The 18548-nt window shown below is 43.0% G+C and carries 19 protein-coding genes; 10 read left to right on the forward strand and 9 right to left on the reverse strand.

What is annotated here, in order from left to right:
• Positions 1-132: 132 nt before the first annotated feature.
• Together ABH008_RS14640 and ABH008_RS14645 are read right to left on the reverse strand one after the other, a co-directional pair.
• Positions 133-693, reverse strand: coding sequence for a 2OG-Fe(II) oxygenase (locus tag ABH008_RS14640; RefSeq protein WP_347986356.1), 561 nt, complete (start codon positions 691-693; stop codon positions 133-135).
• A 5-nt stretch (positions 694-698) separates the two neighbouring features.
• The gene (locus ABH008_RS14645) at positions 699-938 is read right to left on the reverse strand and encodes a hypothetical protein (RefSeq protein ID WP_347986357.1); all 240 of its coding nucleotides are present in this window, start codon (positions 936-938) and stop codon (positions 699-701) included.
• A 315-nt stretch (positions 939-1253) separates the two neighbouring features.
• Here ABH008_RS14645 and ABH008_RS14650 point away from each other — a divergent pair, with 315 nt between their 5' ends.
• Positions 1254-1697, forward strand: a complete 444-nt coding sequence (locus ABH008_RS14650; RefSeq protein WP_347986358.1) for an HIT domain-containing protein — start codon at positions 1254-1256, stop codon at positions 1695-1697.
• Between the two features lie 262 nt (positions 1698-1959).
• On the opposite strand, the gene ABH008_RS14655 is transcribed toward ABH008_RS14650, so the two are convergent.
• Positions 1960-2436 carry a hypothetical protein gene (locus ABH008_RS14655; protein ID WP_347986359.1) on the reverse strand — a complete coding sequence of 159 codons (477 nt, stop codon included), beginning with the start codon at positions 2434-2436 and terminating at the stop codon, positions 1960-1962.
• Positions 2437-2673: 237 nt separating this feature from the next.
• A complete protein-coding gene (locus ABH008_RS14660; RefSeq protein WP_347986360.1) occupies positions 2674-3081 on the reverse strand; it encodes a flagellar basal body-associated FliL family protein in 408 nt (135 codons plus the stop codon).
• A 70-nt stretch (positions 3082-3151) separates the two neighbouring features.
• On the opposite strand from ABH008_RS14660, the gene nagZ reads away from it, so the two are divergent.
• The 3 genes from nagZ to ABH008_RS14675 are packed head-to-tail and all read left to right on the forward strand — an operon-like array spanning position 3152 to position 5441.
• Positions 3152-4153 carry a beta-N-acetylhexosaminidase gene (gene nagZ, locus ABH008_RS14665; RefSeq protein WP_347986361.1) on the forward strand — a complete coding sequence of 334 codons (1002 nt, stop codon included), beginning with the start codon at positions 3152-3154 and terminating at the stop codon, positions 4151-4153.
• Between the two features lie 5 nt (positions 4154-4158).
• On the forward strand, positions 4159-4704 hold the full coding sequence (locus ABH008_RS14670; RefSeq protein ID WP_347989984.1) for a hypoxanthine-guanine phosphoribosyltransferase: 546 nt from the start codon (positions 4159-4161) through the stop codon (positions 4702-4704).
• On the forward strand, positions 4701-5441 hold the full coding sequence (locus ABH008_RS14675; RefSeq protein ID WP_347986362.1) for an S-methyl-5'-thioinosine phosphorylase: 741 nt from the start codon (positions 4701-4703) through the stop codon (positions 5439-5441). The genes ABH008_RS14670 and ABH008_RS14675 overlap by 4 nt, the downstream gene beginning before the upstream one ends.
• 335 nt (positions 5442-5776) lie before the next feature.
• Here the strand turns inward: ABH008_RS14675 and ABH008_RS14680 are convergent, their stop codons facing one another.
• Positions 5777-5971 carry a hypothetical protein gene (locus ABH008_RS14680; RefSeq protein WP_347986363.1) on the reverse strand — a complete coding sequence of 65 codons (195 nt, stop codon included), beginning with the start codon at positions 5969-5971 and terminating at the stop codon, positions 5777-5779.
• Positions 5972-6102: 131 nt separating this feature from the next.
• The gene (gene nhaR, locus ABH008_RS14685) at positions 6103-7038 is read right to left on the reverse strand and encodes a transcriptional activator NhaR (RefSeq protein ID WP_347986364.1); all 936 of its coding nucleotides are present in this window, start codon (positions 7036-7038) and stop codon (positions 6103-6105) included.
• Between the two features lie 111 nt (positions 7039-7149).
• Between nhaR and ABH008_RS14690 the strand changes: the two genes are divergently transcribed.
• The 6 genes from ABH008_RS14690 (at position 7150) to ABH008_RS14715 (ending at position 13491) form a co-directional block, all read left to right on the forward strand.
• Positions 7150-7815 (forward strand): carbonic anhydrase, encoded by a 666-nt coding sequence (locus tag ABH008_RS14690; protein WP_347986365.1) that lies wholly within the window; start codon positions 7150-7152, stop codon positions 7813-7815.
• A gap of 2 nt (positions 7816-7817) precedes the next feature.
• Positions 7818-10613: a phosphoenolpyruvate carboxylase gene (gene ppc / locus ABH008_RS14695; RefSeq protein ID WP_347986366.1), complete on the forward strand. Its 2796-nt coding sequence runs from the start codon at positions 7818-7820 to the stop codon at positions 10611-10613.
• 321 nt (positions 10614-10934) lie between these two features.
• Positions 10935-11801: an NAD(+)--dinitrogen-reductase ADP-D-ribosyltransferase gene (locus ABH008_RS14700; RefSeq protein WP_347986367.1), complete on the forward strand. Its 867-nt coding sequence runs from the start codon at positions 10935-10937 to the stop codon at positions 11799-11801.
• A gap of 80 nt (positions 11802-11881) precedes the next feature.
• Entirely contained in the window at positions 11882-12769 is an 888-nt protein-coding gene (draG, locus tag ABH008_RS14705; protein WP_347986368.1) for an ADP-ribosyl-[dinitrogen reductase] hydrolase, read from the forward strand.
• Positions 12770-12874: 105 nt separating this feature from the next.
• Entirely contained in the window at positions 12875-13210 is a 336-nt protein-coding gene (locus ABH008_RS14710; protein ID WP_347986369.1) for a type II toxin-antitoxin system RelE/ParE family toxin, read from the forward strand.
• On the forward strand, positions 13210-13491 hold the full coding sequence (locus ABH008_RS14715) for an XRE family transcriptional regulator (RefSeq protein ID WP_347986370.1): 282 nt from the start codon (positions 13210-13212) through the stop codon (positions 13489-13491). Before ABH008_RS14710 ends, ABH008_RS14715 begins: the two co-directional genes overlap by 1 nt.
• 472 nt (positions 13492-13963) lie before the next feature.
• Here ABH008_RS14715 and ABH008_RS14720 read toward each other — a convergent pair whose 3' ends face one another.
• The 3 genes from ABH008_RS14720 to ABH008_RS14730 all read right to left on the reverse strand — a co-directional run bounded on the left by ABH008_RS14720 (position 13964) and on the right by ABH008_RS14730 (position 18532).
• Positions 13964-14761: a formylglycine-generating enzyme family protein gene (locus ABH008_RS14720; protein WP_347986371.1), complete on the reverse strand. Its 798-nt coding sequence runs from the start codon at positions 14759-14761 to the stop codon at positions 13964-13966.
• A gap of 310 nt (positions 14762-15071) precedes the next feature.
• Positions 15072-15485, reverse strand: a complete 414-nt coding sequence (locus ABH008_RS14725; RefSeq protein WP_347986372.1) for an HRDC domain-containing protein — start codon at positions 15483-15485, stop codon at positions 15072-15074.
• Entirely contained in the window at positions 15482-18532 is a 3051-nt protein-coding gene (locus ABH008_RS14730) for a formylglycine-generating enzyme family protein (protein WP_347986373.1), read from the reverse strand. The genes ABH008_RS14725 and ABH008_RS14730 overlap by 4 nt, the downstream gene beginning before the upstream one ends.
• Between the last annotated feature and the right edge of the window lie 16 nt (positions 18533-18548).

Below are 18548 nucleotides of genomic sequence, written 5' to 3' on the forward strand. Positions count from 1 at the left end.
AGTCGCTCCAGTGTTGAATTAAAAATGGCAAAATGCCACTATTGGCTAAGATAGTTAAATCTAACAATAATTCCCTAAATGAGGCATGAAATAAAAAAAATCAAGAGAACGCACTAGCTATGATTCCAAAAATTACCGACCAATTGCTTTTTTAATCTTATCTTTAACTAAGTGCCATCCGTGCAAAACCTTGTTATACGAAGTTTCTGCAGGCATTAATAAATGACCACGCATCCATTCATCAGGACGCGCTTTAAAAATGGTTGAATGCTTAGTTCCATCCCATCCTACTGGCGCCTCTTTTGTATAGTAGTATGTAGCAAAAGATTTACGCAACATATTAGGTGGGCAGGTTAACGGTGTTACGCCGTGATAACTGATTTCACTGGTAGCAAAACCACATGCCCGGTTAAAAACAGGTGCAAATTCGCCATAACATTTTTTAACATCCTTATCCCAAATATCCAGATATCCACCATATTCCTCTTTCCAATCCTTATTGAAATAAATCAGAATATTCAGTCGCCGATGATAAGCTTTATGGGTTAAATAATTAAAATCCACATGCACATCAAGCCGACCACCAGTATTGGTTTCATGAATGCCCCCACCATTTAATTCCTCATCGGCAATAAGATCAGGTATCTCCATTAAATCAGACATCATTTTTACAAACTGTTCAGAAGCAAGCAATTTATTCAGTTTGGCGATGGCGGGTGGAAATTTACTAGCATCGGTAATCTGAATTTTTTCTGCTCATTAACTGCACTAAATTCAAACCCAATCGCCTGCGCATCGTTAAAAGAGGGAAAAGCATTGTAAATTTCGTTGGCAAACTCTTCGTTCAAAAAATTATCGATACAAAAATGCGGAAAGGGTTCAGCCGCTTTAATTTTTTGCTTTAATGCTTCATGATCAAATGGGTTTATTAATTCCATGGCATATCCTGGTTATAGATAAAAGCTGCTATAAAAACAGCGTTAAACAGCAAAATAACTAAGCCTGAAAAAGGCATGGGTAGTTAGCACTTTAAATCCAAATGCCCTTTTTTGGATAATAACTTATACATGCTTTACATGGCAAATTTGCCTAACATCTAAAATAAATAATAATGGCTATTCAATCAGGAATTCATCACCTTAAAAAACAGCAAACTTGATTTATTTAATTTACTCTTCTGGATACCCTAAACAGCAATTATGTCTAAAATCATACCGAGCCACATAATTTGCTATAGTAATACTGATTTTTTGATGAGTAAAAACAAAATTATGTCAGGATTTAAACTGCATCCACGATTAGAACAAGACTGCTTAACCGTTGGACAAATGACTTTATGCACACTGATGTTGATGAACGACAGCCAATATCCCTGGTATATCCTGGTACCTTCCCGTCCTGACATCAACGAAATTTATCAACTAGCCATTACTGATCAACAGGCATTATTAGCAGAATCCAGCCTACTGGCAGAAAAGTTGCAACTCATCTACCGACCCGACAAATTGAATATAGCGACTATCGGTAATCTGGTACCACAATTACACATGCATCACATAGTACGCTATCAGAAAGACAGCACATGGCCAGCACCGGTTTGGGGGAAACTACCAGCCCTTCCCTATTCAGAGCCACAAGCAGAAGCAGAAATATCTCGAATGCGTATGGCTTTACAAGCTTATTTAATTGATTACTAACTATTCAGTGAATTTTAATATCGCCTATAAAGCTTGGTTTCTATTCAGTAATTGGCTCATTCAGTCTATCGGTAGCGATTGAGAAATAAAATAACCCTGAGCGATAATGTCTTAAAATTTCCAGTTGCGCTAAGTTTTCCACTCCTTCCGCCACTACGGAAAATTCTAGGGGTTTACCCATTTCTATTAAGGTTTGTGTAATCACACTAATACACTTTATAAAAGCTTTCTCTACCCTTTGGCAACGACAATGAGTATCGATTTAATCATCATAATTTTCGTGACCATCTTCATCATCCTCTTCTTCACTATCATCATCCTCAAATTCTTCTTCACTGTCGATATCTTGATTCTGAACATACGCTGTTTCAGCGGCTATAAATATTCTATCTTTAAGATATTCAACAATATCTTCAAATATATCATCAGCTTCAGCACTACCCTCTTTACTGAAATCGTAACTTTTAGTGTTTAGGCTTTCCATAATATCGTTTATCTTGGTTTTTCCACCCCAAGATTCAGACCATATTATTTCATTTATATCTTCAGGTAGATTCACAACCAGCAAGCGCAGCATTTCTTCTACATGGTTACAAATCTCTCTGTCACCTTGGGAAAGATCACAACCTAAATCAATCCAAAGATTTTTATGACCCGCATAAGAAAGAGATGCTTGGTTTTTTAATTCATTTGTAAACTTCTGGATGATTGTTTCAACAATTTCGTCATTTTTACTCATTTTTAAAGCCTTCTTTGATTAACAGGTTTTCAAGCACGTGTTCGGCTTGTTCTTCCGTTATCAATTCTAACCCACGCTGAGTAATTACTTTTCTTTAACTTAAGCACTTAGTGATAAATCAGCATGTAACTCATGTATCGGATCGCTCAGTCTATTCATGGTTCGATGTAGCTCACCACGAACAGACTGAATGACGCTAAGCATTGTGACTTTTTATAATCGGCTTAACTACTAACCCTAATTAATCAAAAATTCCGAGAAAAATACATCTCTAAACCCATCACTATTTTCCAGTTTAGTCAGTTTATCGGTAATGAGCTGTTTGGTTTTTACCCGCAGGTTTTCACGTTGCTCCATGGTTTGTAACTCATCCACATGTAAACCGCTGAGCATCATGATCATTTCATGTCTCAATACAGGCATAAATTTTTTTACTTTTGCCACATTCGCCGCGCCTTCTACCATTAACTGAATGTTAATCATCAAGTATTTTTTGGGTTCGGCCAGATTAACTGTAAATTTAGGCTTCATTTCCATATACTCAATAACCGGGCCAGCACTTTCGTCAGGCGCTTTTTCTTCAGAATTGGCATAAGCCTGCATCGGCAGCAACGTTAATGCAATTAATAAAATAAGCTTTCGCACCTTGATTCCTCATATAATGTGATGGTAACTGTTAATCAGTATAGTCCATTTTTTTACTCATTTTTTTACTATGAAACAACTTGCTTTTGGTCCGCTGATGATCGATATAGGTGGTCTAACCCTGACCGCTTTAGATAAAGAGAAAATTGCTCACCCCAATACCGGTGCTTTAATTCTGTTTAGCCGAAACTTTGAGAATCCAGAACAAATACAAGCACTGATCAAAGACATTCGCAAAGCCAGATCGGGGGAATTATTAATTGCTGTCGATCAGGAAGGTGGACGTGTACAACGTTTTCAAAATGGGTTTACCCGCTTACCCCCTGCCGCACGCTATGCTGATTATCCACAGCTGGCGGAAAGTGCCGGTTGGTTAATGGCCGCTGAGTTGCTTGCAATGGGCGTGGACTTTAGTTTTGCCCCGGTATTGGATGTTGATACTGGCGTTAGTGAAATTATTGGTAATCGTTCATTTTCTACCGATTGCCAACAAGCAGCCCTACTTGCCAGTGCCTTTAGACGCGGTATGCGCCGTGCAGGCATGTCTGCTACGGGTAAACATTTTCCAGGTCATGGTGCTGTTGCACTGGACTCGCATTTAACCTTACCGATAGACGAGCGCGACTTAGCCAGCATACGACATCAAGACTTAGTTCCATTCCAGAAGCTAATATCTGAAGGTCTGGAAGCCATCATGCCTGCTCATGTGGTTTATCCTCAGGTAGACGAATTACCCGCTGGCTTTTCAAAAATATGGGTCGATCAGATTTTGCGCCAGGAACTGGGCTTTACCGGCACAGTATTCAGCGATGATTTGAGTATGGCGGGCGCAGCCGTTATGGGTGATTATTTAGAACGAGCCAAACTGGCTGATCAGGCTGGTTGTGATATGCTGTTAGTATGCAATAATGCTACAGCAGCTGAACAGGTGCTAGATGGTTTTACTCCTAAGGCAAACCAATTCCGTCAACAGCGCTTAGAGACCATGCGTGGCTATAATACGATTAGCCATCAGGATTTACAGCATTCTGAGCAATGGCAAAACATTTCAGCTCAACTCAACAGCCTTTAATTTTTATGCTCAATGAAATAGCTCAAATCCAAAACCATGCCTTATGTTTGCATGATGAACAAGCGGTTGAAGCGGCGTTAGATGCAATGGCAATCGCTATCACCGCAAAACTGGCCGACAAAAATCCCTTGATTTTATGCGTAATTAACGGCGGAATCATTGCCACAGGTAAACTGTTACCTCGACTAGATTTTCCGTTAATGCTGGATAGCATCCATGCCAGCCGTTACCGTAACTCAACGTCAGGCAAAGACATACACTGGTTATTTACGCCTACCACACCATTAATAGATCGCACCGTACTGATTGTTGATGATATTCTGGACGAAGGACACACCTTACGCGCCATTGTGGACTATTGTGTAGAACAAGGTGCAGAAGCCGTTTACACAGCCGCCTTGCTAAATAAACAATTACCTGGTGTTAAACCTATTACTGCAGACTTTGTTGGTTTACAGGTTGAAAACCACTATCTATTTGGATATGGCATGGATTACAAAGGTTATCTCAGAAATGCAGCGGGCGTATATGCCTGCAAGGAAATATTATGACATTGGCAATAATTGGCGGCACAGGCTTAACCCAGATTGCAGAATTAAACATAGTAGAACACTGTGATCTGGACACACCTTTTGGCAAACCCTCTGCTCCCTTTTTACGAGCAGAATTAAACGGTGTACCTCTAATTTTTCTGGCCCGTCACGGCAACCCCCACCGTATCCCACCGCATAAAATCAACTACCGCGCCAATATCTGGGGTTTGAAACAGCTAGGTGCCAAACAGATTATTGGCGTAGCAGCAGTGGGTGGTATTGGCGCAGCCATGGCTCCATCGGTGATTGCAATTCCAGACCAACTTATTGATTACAGCTATGGTAGAGAACATACCTTTTTTGCCGACGATCTAGAGCATGTTACCCATATTGACTTTACCCTGCCTTATGCGCAAGCCTTGCGTGAACGCATTTTAACAGCCGCAAAACTTGCACAAATAGACGTTATTGCGCATGGCACTTATGCCTGCACACAAGGACCAAGATTGGAAACTGCTGCGGAAATTAAACGTCTGGCTAATGATGGTTGCGATCTGGTGGGTATGACAGGTATGCCGGAAGCAGCGCTGGCTAAAGAATTGGAATTAGATTACGCCAATATCTCTGTGATAGCCAACTGGGGCGCAGGCCTAATTGAAGGTGAAATTACCATGGAAGAAATTGAAAAAAATCTTGAATCTGGCATGCAAAAAGCAATTTCGTTATTAAAAAGTATCGCTACGTTAAACGCATAAGCATAATGAAAGGGTTAACATTCCGCGCAATGTTCTACCTAATTACTTAGCATGAAACGTAACGATAAGCCTGTATAGGATGTGCCGATGCCAAGAGGAGCATCATCGCGACAGATCGTTCAACACATCCTACAGCTTAAACAGTACCGGTATGCGCTATGACCATGCCGATATTGCTTGACACTCAAAATTTATTGTACTGCTCAGCATAACGTTTGTTAAGCCTTTAAATAAAGCTAACGGGTTTCTTCTACCCATGGTGAGATTCGACGTCAATGCTTAAATTGCACATCTAACCTACACCAAGTAACGCCCGTTCACTGAGTAATGACAAATTATTTTGTAGCGCCTTTGTTATGCAGCACATCATTGCGATAGGCTGAATTACTTGAGTCTTCCGCAATTGCTTTGGAAGAAGCGGCATATTTATCATGCTCCGAACTTTTTACCATAAAAATACCGCCGGCAAATAATGCGACTGCCAGACCGATATACAACCAAAAATTGTCTTTTTCTTGTGTTTCGTTCATTGTAAACCTTCCTTTTGTTGTTTTTGATGGCGCTGAAGTAATTCAACGGATATCAGAATAACAATAAAAGCCTTATCAAATTTGATGCAGATCAACAAATCTGCATTTTGGTCTTATGCTTAAATAGATAGCTATTCTTCTGCGCACAGAGAGGACGGTAAATCCAACAAACCAAACAATCGATTCTGCGCTTGTTCCAGTATTGCCATTACTGCTGGATGCTTAAGTTTGCGTTGTGCGGTAATGGCATAAAAGCGCTCGAAGACGTTATCAATGTGTCCAACAATCGGTGTACCATATTGACGGTGAATGGCATTCGCCACCGCAATAGGTGCGACAAACATACCAATCCCGGCAGATGAAAAGGTTTTTAATAAAGCGCTATCCTCAATTTCTGCTTTTATATCCGGGCAAATTTCTTCGCTATCAAGCCATTGATCCAGAGAACGGCGTAAAGCGGTATTGGCTGTAGGCAATAAAAAGGGTGCGCCGTTCAAAGAGCGCGGAAAATCTTGAGCATATTTTTCGACAAATTTTGGCAAACCAAACACTGCTACCGAAGACTCCCCCAGCAAATGATTAAATACGTTGCCACCCACTGCCGGTGATGCGGGTCGGTCTGACAATACCAGATCCAGACTATGCAAGGTTATTTCGGTAATTAGCCGATCTGCCTTGTCCTCAAAACAGGTTAATTGCACAGGTTCAATACTGTTTATTACGGGTTCGAGTAAGCGATAGGTAATCAATTTAGGCAAAGCGTCGGCTACACCGACACTAAGCCTTAAGCCTTTACTACCAATGCGACCTTTTAATGTGTTTGTTAACTCACGTCCAATGGCAAAAATCTCATTGGCATAATGAAAGACAGTTCTGCCTGTATCAGTTAGTACTAATTTTCGGCCTTCTTTGAAAAACAGCTTTTCGCCAATAGCCTGTTCAAAAACGATTAACTGACCGCTGATAGTAGGTTGGGCAAGATGCAGTTTTTCACAGGCACGCATGATGCTGCCCTCTTTGGCCACCTGCCAGAAATAATATAAATGTTGATAATTTATGCGTTCCATAACCTTTGCATCGTATTTTTCTATAAAAGTTTTAGATATATTCTATTTTACAATGAATTTAACTAAAGTTAGACTACAAATCATCCACTCATAACAGAATCGGTAAAAATCATGCAAAAATTGATACAAGGTATTCATCATTTTCAGAATACACTGTTCGGTAAACAGCGCGAGCTTTTCGAACGTTTAGCCAAAAAACAATCGCCTGAGGCATTATTTATTACCTGTTCAGACTCGCGGATCAACCCTAATCTGCTTACCCAGACTGATCCGGGTGAGTTATTTATCTTACGTAATGCGGGCAATATCATTCCTGCTTACGGTGAAGTATGGGGAGGAGAAGCGGCAACAATAGAATTTGCAGTGTCTGGCTTGGGCATTAAAGATATTATTATCTGCGGCCATTCGCATTGTGGAGCTATGAATGCGGTTGTTGATCCAACACTAAGGGAAAAATTTCCGGCCTTATCCCGTTGGCTAAATCATGCAAATATCAATCGCACAATTATTGATAATAAATATCCCGAATTAAGCGGTGAAGCCTTGCTAATGGCGACTATCCAGGAAAATGTGTTGGTGCAAATGGAGCATTTACGTAGCCACCCAGTAGTGGCTGCCGGTATAGCCAAAGGAAAATTGAAATTGCATGGCTGGGTCTATAAAATTGAAACGGGCGAAGTGTTTAACTTTTCACCGAAGCATGACCAATTTGAGTTACTAAAACTACATCGTCATGATGTTATTGCTGATAAACACTTTAATAATGCGGAGATTTAATAATGCTGAAAGTCTATGATGACAAAGAACTGAGTCGTAGTCGCCGAGTGCTAGTTTCTTTGCTGGCAAAACGGCTTAAAATTGCTGCCGGTCCCGAAGTGGCTAGCATAGTAGAAAAACTGCAACGTGATTTTAATGGCCTGATTCATGACAATGGCTCTACCAACCTTCATAAACATTTGCAAGACACCATAGAAGGCTTATCCCCGGAACTGACAGATAAAGTGGTACGTGCGTTTAATCTGTATTTTAGTTTGGTTAATATTGCCGAAGAATCTTATGCCTTAAAACTTAGACGTTCTTTAACCGAACACGGTGGGCATTATTGGCCCGGTTCTTTTCAGGACACCTTACTGTCAATGAAACAAGCCGGCGTAACGGGCGATCAACTTCAGACTCTATGCAACGAATTATTATATTTACCTGTATTAACCGCTCATCCTACCGAATCAAAACGGAGAACGATCAAAGGCAGTTTGCGTAATATTTTCCTAACCTATGAAAAACTGACTGATCCCAGGCTAAAAGGTTATTATCGACAACAGGTTTTACAGACCTTAGAAAGCCAGATTCATCTTTTGTGGAAAACCGATGAAGTGCGGGCGCACAGTATGGGCGTGGTAGACGAAATTGAAACTGGTTTGTCTTATTTTCCTAGTTCATTATTTGCTGCCACGGCACAGGTTTACCGTAATTTTGAGAACGCTCTGCACGATGTTTATGGTAAAGAAGCCGAACGAATTCATCTGCCCAAATTTTTAAATTTTGGTTCATGGATAGGGGGTGATCGTGATGGTAACCCCAATGTAAAACCTGAAACCACTGCATTGGCATTACGTTTGCAATCACGCACCGTATTGCAAGAATATATTCGCCGATTGGCGGAACTTTGTGATCAGCTGTCTTTTTCTTATGGCTTATGCCAACCCAGCGTTGAATTTCTAGCCAGCCTGAAAGCGGATCAGGATTATATAGGCGAGGCGGTAAAAAGCCTGGAAGATCGTTATTTACAAGAACCTTACCGGCATAAACTGGTTATCATGAAACATCGCATGGAACATGCTTTGGCGCAGATAGAACAGTGTATAGAAACAGGCTCTGGCATGACGGCTGGCTATTTATATCCTTGTTCTACTTTTTTGGCCGATCTTAAGCTGATAAGCAATTCTTTAAATACGCATGGCGATGCTGACATTGCTGCACTGGATTTGCAGGATTTGATCCACTTAGTCGAGACCTTTGGCTATCATTTAATGCAATTGGATGTTAGACAAGAATCCACCCGCCACAGTCAGGCGGTTGCGGAAATACTTAATTTGGCATTGGGAATTGATTATCATCAATTAGATGAACAGGAAAGGCTGAATGTATTAAGTGAGGCCATAGGTGCGCCCGGCGGCTTGCTGTATGACAGAAACGATTTGTCAGCCGCAACTCGAGAAACACTGGATTTATTTCAAGTCGTTGCACAAATGCGCTCTGAATTAGGTGTAGCCTGTTTTGGTCGTTACGTGATTTCCATGACCCATGCTGCCAGCCATATTTTAGAAGTGTTACTGATGGCAACCCAATACGGCTTGGCGGGACGAATTGCGGGTCGTTGGTATTGCAGTATTGGCGTTAGCCCCTTATTTGAAACCATCGAAGATCTTAAACATATAGCTAGCGTTCTAAATACCTTATTTGATGTACCCGCCTATCGGGAATTACTCAACGCGTCAGGTCAACGCCAGGAAATTATGCTGGGCTATTCGGACTCTTGTAAAGATGGTGGCATTATCGCTTCGGGCTGGAACTTATATCAGGCGCAGCTGCAAATTATTGAGATTTGCGATCAACGTGGTATTAAATGCCGCTTATTTCACGGCCGCGGTGGTACAGTGGGTCGCGGTGGCGGCCCTACCCACGAAGCCATACTTGCCCAGCCACCCGATACAGTACGCGGTCAAATCAAGTTTACCGAACAAGGTGAAATGTTGTTTTATCGCTATAACAATATGGAAACCGCTGTTTACGAACTCACATTGGGGATAACTGGATTAATCAAGGCCAGCACCACGCTAATCCAAGGCCCAGTGATGGACTATACCGCCTATCATCCCATGATGACGGAATTGGCGCGCATAGGTGAGCATAGTTTTAGGGAATTAACCGAACATACCAGCGATTTTCTGGATTATTTTTACGAAGCCACCCCGGTTAGCGAGTTTGGTCAGCTTAATCTGGGATCACGCCCTTCGCATCGCAAACACCAGGATCGTTCTAAACAATCGGTACGCGCCATCGCCTGGGTGTTTTCTTGGGCGCAATCACGACAAACCTTTCCGGCCTGGTATGGCTTGGGCAGCAGTCTATCAACTTGTTGTGCGGGTAAACCAGAACGCATGAAAACCATGCAAACCATGTATAAGGAATGGCCATTTTTTAGAAACTTACTCAGTAATGTGCAAATGGCTTTAAGCAAAACCGATATGGATATTGCCAAAGAATATGCTGGTTTGTGTGTGGACAGCAATGTTGGCAAACGCGTACATAAGCAAATTGCCCAGGAATATCAATTGTGTGTGGACTGGATACTGGATATTGTGGGTGCCGAAGAATTGCTGGCAGACAATCCCATGCTGGCTACCTCGTTACGCAGCCGTAACAGTTATTTGGGGCCACTTAATTATATCCAGGTATCGTTATTGCGGCGGGTTAGAGCAGCGAGGGAAGCAAATCAGGAAGACGATATTAGTTTACGGGTATTACTACGCACCATCAATGCCATTGCGGCAGGGATGCGCAATACGGGTTGATAAAGTATCCCGTATGGAGTGTATACACAATACGGGGTGTCGGTTTTAATACAGCTGACACCCTACAAGTCATTTCCATGTTTCGATAACCTTTAAACATCTTAGCTTCGATCCCCGGATTCCATTTCATTACATCCAGACTACATGCGGGTGAGTAACGAATTGATGGAGTGAAAGATTAGAAAGCGTTACCATTTATCAACATTCGTTCTGATCATGTCGAAGCACGAACGGCCTTTTTTTCAATTTCAATCAACAAATTTTCATCATCAGCCTTGGAAATTTGGCTGTAGAAGCTTTTACAACGATTTATATTTAAACATGAGTAATAACTATCTGGGCGGCTATAGCAGTAATCTATTGGGTATATCTACGGCATTTTTGGCCTGCGAAGGTTTTAATGTACAGCCAGGGGGATTACATATTGCTGGTACCCGCGAGGCAGCAGTCAGTTTGTTTGCGGCATTGACAAAACTGGTTGCCACAGGGCTTGGACAAACTGAACGTTCTGATGAAGAATTACCTGATAACAATACCAGCCTACGTTTGCATTGCGGGCGGTTGTTTCAGGCTTATATGTGCGATGTGTTTGGATATGAAGATGAACAGAAGTGTAAAGACGCCTCAGGACGGCGGCGTTACCGTAACAGTTATTTAAGTTTGATACAGGATTGGGGGCTGGATTCTAATAATGCACAGGCTGCGGTTTTGAAAGGTTGGGTGGAAAGCCGATTTGGTTTGTTTCCAAGTTTTCATAAACAGCCTATTAACAGTTTTATGGGGCATGATTGGCTAATTTATTGCTCCGAAAAAATGCACAGCCGTTATCATAATAACTGTATTTATATGCAGTTGGATTTGTTGTACGAATATTGCCAATGGGTAATAGAGCAGCTGCATTACCCTGCCCGCTCTCACAAGACTCTGTATCGCGGAGTAAATACACTGACTGATTTGCGCGAATACCTTGATGAAACAGGCCCGTATCAGGTGCTAAAATTTAACAGTTTAGTTTCTTTTACCGATAGACGCAGTATTGCAAGCGAATTTGGTGCTTATATTCTGGAAGTGCAAGTACCCATGTCGAAACTGATGTTTTTTAACGAATTGTTACCGCAACATGCTTTACATGGCGAAGCTGAATATCTGGTGATTGGTGGTGATTATCGGGTACGGGTATTGCGCTAAGCGTTTATTGATCTAAGCGGCACCACATTTATGGCTTGCCGATACAGCCAGATAAATATCATTCTTTTTTAGGAACCAATATGCCACAAACTTTAAATGATCGGGTATTGGCTGCGTATCTGGGATTTGCATGCGGAGATGCGTTGGGGGCAACAGTCGAGTTTATGCGGCCTAAACAGATACAACAGCGTTATGGTGTACATAAAGACATTATAGGCGGTGGCTGGCTGGGATTGACTGCTGGTGAGGTAACGGATGATACACAAATGACACTGGCACTTGGGCAGGCTGTGCTAGAACAAGGGCGCTGGGATATTAAAGCCATTGCCGATCAGTTTATACAATGGCTGGATACTAATCCGCCTGATGTGGGAAATACCGTACGGCGTGGTTTGTTACGTTATCGTACTACTGGCGAATTATTTACTACACCCAATGAGAAGGATGCCGGAAATGGCGCTTGTATGCGCAATTTGCCGGTAGTGTTGCTCACTTTGCAGCAACAACACACTTTTCATGAATGGAGTTTGCAACAATGTCATCTGACGCATAACCATCCGCTTTCAGATGCCGCAACCTTGGCTTTAGGGGCAATGCTGAGGCATTTGTTGTTGGCAGAAGATGGGGTGGCTCGGTGTCAATTTGAGGCTAATCGCTTGCTGCATATTCATCCAGAATTTAGTTATACCCCCTACCCCGGCAAAGCGTCTGCTTATATAGTGGATACAATACAGACTGTGCTACATTATTTTTTTAGCACCCACAGTTTTGAGGAATGTGTGGTTGCTACCGTTAATCAGGGCGATGATGCAGATACCACTGGCGCACTCGCAGGTATGCTGGCAGGTGCTTATTACGGCCTGGAACACATTCCGAAACGCTGGTTAAATCAATTGGATAAGAACATTGTCACCCAAATTCGTCATCAATCTATTGCGCTGCGACAAATTAACAAACTTCAGGCATAAAGAACGAACATGAAGCATGATTTAAATCACATTGCCAGACTACATAGTAGCCGTAGGTGTAACCCAATATTTGTCTAATTATACAAAATATTGTATATTTGAAGTATGAAAAACCTAAAGCCAATCGAATTCTGCGGCAGCTCTCTTGACGATCTTCGTGCTTTTCCAATTACGGCTCGGCGTGAAGCAGGTCATCAACTCGACCAAGTACAGAACGGACAAGAGCCGGACGATTGGAAGCCCCTAAATACCGTGGGGCAAGGGGTAAAAGAAATTCGGATTCGAGATGCCTCTGGAGCATTCCGAGTCATCTATGTAGCCAAGTTTACCGATGCCGTCTACGTTCTTCATTGCTTCCAGAAGAAAACAGAAAAAACAAGCAAAGCTGATTTAGACTTAGCAGCGAAACGTTACCGGGAATTATTGAAGGAGAAAGGCTAATGAGCAACCAACAATTTGCCAGTGTCTGGGATGCAATTGAAGATACCCAGGAAAACGCGGAAAACATGAAATTGCGCTCCATTCTCATGATGGCGTTAAAAAATCATATTATTAACACTGGAATAAGTCAGGCAGAAGCCGCAAAGCATCTCGGTATAACTCAGCCGCGAGTTTCCGACCTGATGCGTGGCAAGATTAACCTATTTGGCCTTGATGCACTGGTAAACATGGCAACAGCAGCCGGACTGCATTTAGAATTACGGATACTTGATGCTGCTTAGAGCTTTAGCCAAAGGATGCGGTTCGTTCTTCACCACATCCTGCCAGCTCTGCGGACGATTAATGCTATTGCGGTGGGAATGAAAAATACGGGTGCCAGCCTTAAAACAGCAGACACTTCGAAAATATTTACAATGTTTGGATAACCCTTAAACACATTAGCTACGATCTGTAGCGCCAGCGTACTCGCGGTATTAAGTAGCCAACCAACCTTTGACTAAACTAAGCCAATATAAGTAAACTGTAGGTATTGGACAGCTGGTCTATTCAAAGCACCACTAAATCGGCTAAGCCACCCCGTGATTTAGCTTAGCATTATCGCGGCTATGCAGGCTAACAGAGAAATAGCCGCACAACTAGCACGCCAGCTTAATAGTGACCCACAGCCCTGGCAACCCGTCCTCCGCTTGTGCCCCACGCGCTACCGCCGCGCGTGTCCCAAGCGGCTGCCGGATTGCCGCCTGCCTGACTGGCTCACTGACCTCGGGACAGGCGAAAACCGATGCGCTGGGAAGCGTAGTCAGGATGGTCGTAGAAACGGAAGGCGGAACGGCAGATCCTGCCATTGAAGTTCCACGACCCACCGCGCAACACACGGGCAGCGCCACTGTCTTCGCCTGTTGGATCGGTTGCTTGGTCGGGTATATATTTGCCATAATAATCTAGACACCATTCCAAAACATTGCCGTGCATTTCGTACAAACCCCAGGCATTAGGCGGCAGGGTTTTTACTTCCACGGTTTGCTCTCGATACTCACTGACAGGTCCATTGTTATAGGGAAATTGTCCATCATAATTGACCTGACTGGCATCAATCTGCTGACCAAAATAAAACGGTGTTTTTGTGCCAGCACGGCAAGCATATTCCCACTGAGCCTCGGTGGGCAAGCACAAAGCCAATTCGGGTTTAATTTGGTTCAGGATGTTAATAAAGGCATTGGCATCGTCCCAGCTTACAGTTTCTACAGGTTTATTTTCACCTTTAAATTTGCTGGGGTTATTTTGCATCACTGATTGCCATAAGGCTTGGGTGACAGTAGTATCAGCCAACCAAAAGCCCTTGGTTAACAGGACACTATGTTGGGTTTCATCATCTTCTCTTTGTGATTCGTCTTCTGGAGAACCCATCAAAAAACTACCCGGCTCTATCCAGCGAAAAACCTGCTTTATACCTTTGTAGCTAAAAGCCATCCACAAACCGAATTGGTCTTGTCCCCAACCAGAAGCCCAAGGTTCGGGGAATTGTGTGGGGTAAACTTTGGGGTTAGGCATAATAGTGTTAATTTATAAATAGGCGGCCGACCAATGGGCGTTCAATACTGACGTAATTTTACTAGCGCAACTGGCGGCCTTGGTTTTTGCCTGTCTGGTAAACTTTAGACAGGACTGGATGCAAGCCTGGTCATATGCACTCTTTCCAACAGTACAGTGAGCTCGGGACAGGCGAAAACCGATGTTCTGGTTAGCGTTGTCAGGATGGTTGTAGTTACGGTTGGCGGAACGGCAGTTCCTGCCATTGTTGTTCCACGACCCACCGCACAACACACGGTTAGCGCCAATATGGCATACACCCAACATTATTTTATACCAAAATCGGCGGATGTACGCTTAAGTTTTGTTTACGCCAACCTTTGGTTGTAATCCGCTGTTGTATCATCACCGCTAGTTGTTCATTAGTAAACAAGGCATAGGGTGGCACGTTTTGCTGTTCTGCTAAATCTTTCCTAAAATTCCGCAATTCAACATACAAGGCAAAATCAACTTCGCTTAAAATCTGTTTATAATCAACCGTAGCTTTGGCACTGCTATTTATGGCTGTAGAAGGAACCCCATCACCCTCTAGCCAGGCAATACAAAACGACCAAAAGCTGTTAGCACCGTCCATTACCAAATGTTTTTCGATAAAACTAATTCGATGACTACTACAAAACGCATTTAACTGGCTTTCTATAGATTCTGGATTTGTAGCGGGTATGGCGAAAAATTTGTATTTCATTTTTTAAACCGTTTTGTTATTTTAGATAAAAGGCTTTTATCCGCCAACGTGTTATCGCTATCCCGCAGGCCGTCCCCCGCCTGTGTCCCACGCGCTACCGCCGCGTGTGCCCCATCCGGCAGCCGGTCTGCTGCTGCCTCACTGTACTCATGACCTCGGGACAGGCGAAAACCGATGTACTGGATAGCGAAGCCAGGAGGGGCGCAGTCACGGTAGGCGGAACGGCAGCGCCCGCCAACGTCGTCCCACGACCCACCGCGCAACACACGGTAAGCGCCGCTAGCTGGGCCATGTGGGTCGGTTACTTGTTTGGATGTATATTCGCCATAGTAATCCTGACACCATTCCAATACATTGCCGTGCATTTGATATAAACCCCAGGCATTCGATGGGTAGCTTTTATTTTTTACCTCTGTTGTTTCGCGTAAGGCATTATTTGCCCATTTATCAACTTCGAATTCCCAAGTACCCCGGTAATTGACTAAAGCAGTTGAAAGGGATTCTTTAAAATTGAACGCTGTTTTGGTTCCTGCCCGACAGGCGTACTCCCATTCTGCTTCAGTGGGTAAACGTAAATCTAAAAAAGGTTGCTTCTGGTTAATTTTTTGCAGAAACACTTGCACATCATCCCAGCTTACATTCTCTACCGGCCTTTCCGTACCTTTGAAATAACTAGGTTTATCGCCCATTACCGCTTGCCATAAGGCCTGGGTACAAGCCGTATCTGCCAGCCAGTAACCCTGGCTGAGTATTACCTTGTGTAAGAGTTCGTTTGAATTTCTACCCTCTTCATCATCTGGATAACCCATCATAAACTCGCCGGGTTGTATCCAACGAAAACGTTGGATAACTCCGGCGATGTTGACATCGGCATACAGGCCATATTCATCACGATAGAGTGGATAAGGCCAATCTTCGCTAACTACTGCATCTAGTTGGGGGCGGTACCACCAAAAACCTGGGCAGGTTAGTACTTTTGATGAGTGTTCATTAGGTTGAAGTTGTTGCCCTTTAAGAATGGGTGGCTGCCAATACCAGGTGAAGTATTGATCGGCATTATTGCGGGTCTGCATACTGGTATAAGTACCTTCCATGCTAATTCCAGCCATATAAGCTGGCAAATTCTCCTGATCTAAGGCTTCTATTTCAAATATTTCGTTGTTGATTTCTATTGAGTGAGTGCCGGGGAGTAAATCCAGCATTACCGGTTCAGCAGTGTTTAAATCCAGACTATAGGTGTGTGATTTTCCCTGTGTATCTGTATACGCATAGATAACGGTATTTTGTATAAACGGCAACCCCAACACCACCACCGGAGCGCCCCACTCCTGCTCAGCATAGGCTTTAGAGGCACTACTTAACTTTAACTGGGTACCCACTTGGCAAAGTAATAGTTGTTGCAGGGGTTCGCCAGCTGGCAAAAATTGTCTGAGTAATTCTTTTGGGATATCTTCCGGCCATTGGATGGCGGGTTTGGTTTTATCATCATTGCGTAGGGTAACCAAAATACGCATGACTTGTTGTTGTTGGCTGAATGGATAGTCTTTGGAAAAGGCCAGACGGGATAGGTAGCGGTTTGCCCAATTGTTCAGTCCATGATGATTTTCATAACGGTAATAACTTTTAATTAACTGTGGAAGATAATCGTCTATAGCCTGCTTAATACTATCCGGTAATTCAATACCCAGTCGTTGTAATTCAGACAACACTTCAAAATAATGTTCATCGGCAATCTGGGCATGATGGGTAGCAATATGCCAAATCAAGCTTTGTTGCTGAGCGGTAGTCAATTGCTGAAACTGGCTTAAAAACTCGGGTAAGTAAGCCGCTTTACTGTCAGGCATCCAACTCCAATCACTTTGTTCCGTATCTTTTAAATGGGGTTGGCGACGAAGGGCTACTTCAACACTGGCATCGCAAGCTGGCGGCAATAAATAGCGAATACTTCTTAACAAACCGGGACTAACCTGAATAGCCGGATAGCAGAGTGCCAACAGTGTTTTGATGAACTGCTGCTCATCGTCGATAGTGGTGCCAATCGAATCGCTATTCTGTGGTTTTAAATTGCTGTGCCTATCCCAAATGATACAGTTGTAAAAATGCAGTAAACGTAGGTCGAGCTTTCGACAGGCGACTGGTAATAATACAGTAGGACGTAAGCCATATTGTTTAAGCTGTTGACCAAAGGCCAACCAATTATCTACGGCACCATCATTATTACTATGCAACCCCAGATCGGATAAAATCAACAGTGGCGTACTGTTATCCGGCATTTGCCATTGCGCATAAACAGGTTTTTTTCCACGGTAACGAACAATTTCTTTACCGGGTTCGGCACGATGCACAAATTGAACATCCAAGCCTTCGCTGCCACGCCAATCTCGCAATTTATGATGCAAAGCATGATAATCCTGACGAAAAGGTATAGAGTCTGGGTTATTATCTATGAGTAACCAAGATTGGCTTTTCCAGGTATAGCGATGTTTTTTCGGCAAGTGTGTTAATTGCTGACAACTGGCTTGCCACTTTACCAGCTTGTCTACATCGGGATTGCGTCCTGGCTGATTGCCACCCAATGTTTTGAGTAAAACCGGTAATAATCTACTCCAAGGTATAAGTGGTGGATAGCTAACCGTAATCCGATGCTCACGGGGGGTAAATCTTTTATTTTGTGACAACACATCACCAGCCTGTTCCAACCAGTTTACAATTGACATAGACTGATCTTCCACCTGTTTTTGTTCACGATGGATAACTCGAAAATAACTGCTACTCGCTATTTTGGCGGACTCTTCGCTATTCGAATGCGGCGTTGAGTCAGTTTTTATGTAAGTTTCTGTTACAAACTGCTGAAATTGCGATTTTCCATCATTTTCTTTTTCTGTTTTTATATCGGTTAGCGGTTCAAACTTTAGTAGCCGCGCAACATTAGCTTGCTGTGTCTCAGTTAAGGGTGGTCCTGAATAGAAGCCCCACAATAAATCTGCATAGCCAACACTAGAGTGCGGCAATTGCCATTTATATAATTTGTCAGGCTGATGAGACATTCTTGAGTGTGGGTGT

Source organism: Methylomonas sp. AM2-LC, from assembly GCF_039904985.1.
In the GTDB taxonomy this organism is placed as follows: Bacteria; Pseudomonadota; Gammaproteobacteria; order Methylococcales; family Methylomonadaceae; genus Methylomonas.